The organism is Paracoccus panacisoli (genome assembly GCF_042435015.1).
Lineage (GTDB): Bacteria > Pseudomonadota > Alphaproteobacteria > Rhodobacterales > Rhodobacteraceae > Paracoccus > Paracoccus panacisoli.
In genome coordinates this window covers 1-3,130 of sequence record NZ_JBHMQU010000030.1, presented here as the reverse complement: position 1 = coordinate 3,130, position 3,130 = coordinate 1, and the positions used below count along the sequence as shown (strand labels likewise).

Below are 3,130 nucleotides of genomic sequence, written 5' to 3'. Positions count from 1 at the left end.
CCTCAGGGCCGGACGGGCACCGTGGCCGAGCCGGCAGGCGCCTGGGCGGCGACCGGGGCGCCGGGCTGCGGGCCAGAGCCGGTGACGCCGGAGGGTTCGCCCGGCGCGCCGGTGGCGGCCGGGCTGGACGGCGTCGGCGGGGGCGGCTCGATGTCGGCGCCCGAGGTGAAGAACCAGACCGCGGCCAGGATGACGACGGCCGCGCCGATGACCAGCGGCCAGACGGCGGCACCGCGGCGCGGGGCGGGAGGGGTGGAGCGGGGATCGGCCATGACGCTACCTCGAGGCTGGACGCGCGGCGGCCCGAAGCGGGGCGCCCGTCACGAGAGTGCCGCGCGCCCGGGGCGGCGGCCTTGACTTCGGTCAGCCGCGGCCAACCGCCGGCGCAGGCCGCAGGGCGCGGCGTCCGGCCCCCGCGCCGCAGCGCAGGGGCCGGGGCAGGCTCAGTTGGTCGCCGGAGCGGTCGTGGTGGTCGTGGTGGTCGAGCTGGTGGTCTCGGCGGTGCCGCCAGCCGGGGCAGCCGGGGCCGCAGGCGCGGTGGCTGCGGGGGCCTCGACGGTGACGTTGGTGCCGCCGGCCGGGGCGCCGCCGGCGTTGAGGTACCACACGATCGCCGCGACCGCGACGATGACGGCGCCGATGAGGAACCACAGGCCCGAGTTCGATTCGTTGTTGGTGGCCATGTCAGGCCCTCCGTGCTGGTGAATATGCCAGCCGGATGCCGCCAGTCCGTGGATTTTGCAAGCGGCATCAATGCGCCACCCCCGCCGCCACGCTCTCGTCGATGAACCGCCCCTCGGCGAAGCGTTCGAGCCCGAAGGGCGCGGCGAGCGGCCCGGGCGTCCCCTTCGCCACCAGCTCGGCCATCGCCCAGCCCGAGCCGGGGATCGCCTTGAACCCGCCGGTGCCCCAGCCGCAGTTGACGTAGATCCCCTCGACCGGGGTGCGCGACAGGATCGGCGAGCGGTCGCCGGTCATGTCCACGATCCCGCCCCACTGCCGCAGCATCTTGAGGCGCGAGAGCATCGGGAAGGTCTCGATCAGCGCCCGGACGGTCTCCTCGACATGGTGCCACGAGCCGCGCTGGGTGTAGTTCACGAACCCGTCCGTGCCGCCGCCGATCACCATTTCGCCCTTGTCGGATTGCGACAGATAGCCGTGCACGGTGTTGGCCATCACCACCACGTCGAGGCAGGGCTTGATCGGCTCGCTGACCAGCGCCTGCAGCGCGATCGATTCGATCGGCAGGCGGAACCCGGCCATCCCGGCCAGCACCGAGGAATGGCCCGCGACCACCATGGCGAGGCTGTCGCACTCGATCCGCCCCTTCGCCGTCTCGACCGCGCGGACCCGGCCGCCGGCGGTGTCCACCCCGGTCACGGCGCAGTTCTGGATGATGTGCATCCCCATGTCGCTGCAAGCCCGCGCATAGCCCCAGGCGACCGCGTCATGGCGCGCAGTGCCCCCGCGCTCCTGGTAGAGCCCGCCGAGCACCGGATAGCGCGGGCCGCCGATCTCGATGATCGGCACCAGCCGCTTGAGCTCGGCCGGGTCGATCCAGCGCGTCGCCACGCCCTGCAGGTGGTTGGCGTTCACCGTCCGGCGGTAGCCGCGCACCTCGTGTTCGGTCTGCGCCAGCATGATCAGCCCGCGCGGGCTGAACATGACGTTGTAGTTCAGGTCCTGGCTCAGCGTCTCGTAAAGCTTCAGCGCCTTGTCATAGATCGCCGCCGACGGGTCCTGCAGGTAGTTCGAGCGGATGATCGTGGTGTTGCGGCCGGTGTTGCCGCCGCCGAGCCAGCCCTTCTCGATCACCGCGACATCGGTGATGCCGTGGTTCTTGCCAAGGTAATAGGCGGTGGCGAGCCCGTGCCCGCCGGCGCCGACGATGACCACCTTGTAGCGCTTGCGCGGCGCGGGCGAGGCCCAGGCCCGGCCCCACCCCTGGTGCAGCCTCATCGCCTGCCGGGCGATGGCAAAGACCGAATAGCGCCCCGAGCGTGCGGGGGCGGCGGGCGAAAGCGGGGGGCGGGCGTCGGCCATCGGCAAAGCCTGTGCTGCAAATCGGGACTTGGCGCCCAGACTGGGGCCGGGCGGGGCCGCGCGGCAAGGCGCTTTGCGACGGGGCAATGGAACGGTTGCGACATTGCGCCCGCGCCGCGCAGGGGGCATCAGCTTGCGGGGCGGCCGCCATCTGTGGTCCGCTCAGCCCCGAGGCTCAGAAAGGATTCGCCATGACCGCCCCCGTCCTCGTCGCGCTCGACCCCTCGGACATCGAGGCGCAGGCCCATATCCTCGCCGCAGCCCAGGCCGAGGCCGCCGCCCGCGGCGCGGGTCTGGCGCTGATCCTCGTGGTCGAGGGGATGCGTCACGCCGCCCACGGCCCCGCCTATGCCGAGCTGCGCCAGAGCCTGATGCAGGAGGCCGCCGACCGCGCCGACGCCTGGGCCCAGGACGTCGTCGGCGGCCCGGTCGGGACGCACGTGGCCTATGGCGACGCCGACGAGCAGATCCTCGCCGCGGCAGAACGGCTGGGCGCCTCGGCCATCGTCATGGGCGAGCGCCGGGAACGCGCCATCGACCGGGTGCTCGGCTCGGTCGCGCAGGCGGTGAGCGCCCGGGCCGGCGTGCCGGTGGTGCTGGTGCCGCCGGTGGCGTGAGGCGGGGCGGGCGCCGGGCGTCTGGCTTGGCGGAGTTCGGGAGACGGCGCGCCGAGGCGATGGTGGCCCCGGCCGTGTGAGATTCGGCGCCCGGCGCCGGGCGGCGGCCGTGGAATGCAGGGCTCGTCGGGCCGGCAGCGTTTGGGCGCGGCGCCCTGCCCCAGGGCATCGCGAGTGGCAGCGTGGGATGCCTCCGGCGGGGATATTTGCGTCCAGCCCGAGTGGGGGCGGCGTCGCGCGGGGGGGGGCGGGCCGGCACGGCGTCCACCGGCGGAGGCTGCGCCGGCCCGGAACCGTGGGGCGGTCCGGACGCGGTGTCGCCCGCGGCGTCAGGCCCTCGCGCGTGAGGCGGTGGTGCGCCCGGATCGCCCTAGGGTGTGCGCGGGCGGCCGGCTGAACCGATGCCCGAGCGCGCTGCCTCGCGGGGCGCGCGGGGGCGCGGACAGCGGCTGCGGGCGGCCGCTGGGCGC

General features: G+C 74.4%; 4 protein-coding genes. 1 reads left to right on the top strand and 3 read right to left on the bottom strand.

Translation table 11 applies throughout. The annotated features are described in order from the left end of the window. Positions 1 to 2 precede the first annotated feature (2 nt). From ACFHYO_RS07635 to ACFHYO_RS07625, 3 genes are all read right to left on the bottom strand, one after another. Entirely contained in the window at positions 3 to 272 is a 270-nt protein-coding gene (locus ACFHYO_RS07635; protein WP_394319507.1) for a hypothetical protein, read from the bottom strand. Between the two features lie 171 nt (positions 273 to 443). Beyond that, positions 444 to 683 carry a hypothetical protein gene (locus ACFHYO_RS07630; RefSeq protein ID WP_036703968.1) on the bottom strand — a complete coding sequence of 80 codons (240 nt, stop codon included), beginning with the start codon at positions 681 to 683 and terminating at the stop codon, positions 444 to 446. Positions 684 to 750: 67 nt separating this feature from the next. Next, positions 751 to 2,043, bottom strand: a complete 1,293-nt coding sequence (locus tag ACFHYO_RS07625; protein ID WP_052171962.1) for a sarcosine oxidase subunit beta family protein — start codon at positions 2,041 to 2,043, stop codon at positions 751 to 753. Between the two features lie 191 nt (positions 2,044 to 2,234). On the opposite strand from ACFHYO_RS07625, the gene ACFHYO_RS07620 reads away from it, so the two are divergent. Continuing rightward, complete coding sequence (locus ACFHYO_RS07620) at positions 2,235 to 2,660, top strand: universal stress protein (RefSeq protein WP_036703970.1); 426 nt, start codon at positions 2,235 to 2,237, stop codon at positions 2,658 to 2,660. Positions 2,661 to 3,130: the final 470 nt, after the last annotated feature.

Excerpts from the sequence above, each read along its gene's own strand:
- ACFHYO_RS07635 (WP_394319507.1), bottom strand. The coding sequence starts at position 272 with ATGGCCGATCCCCGCTCCACCCCTCCCGCCCCGCGCCGCGGTGCCGCC.
- ACFHYO_RS07630 (WP_036703968.1), bottom strand. The coding sequence starts at position 683 with ATGGCCACCAACAACGAATCGAACTCGGGCCTGTGGTTCCTCATCGGC.
- ACFHYO_RS07625 (WP_052171962.1), bottom strand. The coding sequence starts at position 2,043 with ATGGCCGACGCCCGCCCCCCGCTTTCGCCCGCCGCCCCCGCACGCTCG.
- ACFHYO_RS07620 (WP_036703970.1), top strand. The coding sequence starts at position 2,235 with ATGACCGCCCCCGTCCTCGTCGCGCTCGACCCCTCGGACATCGAGGCG.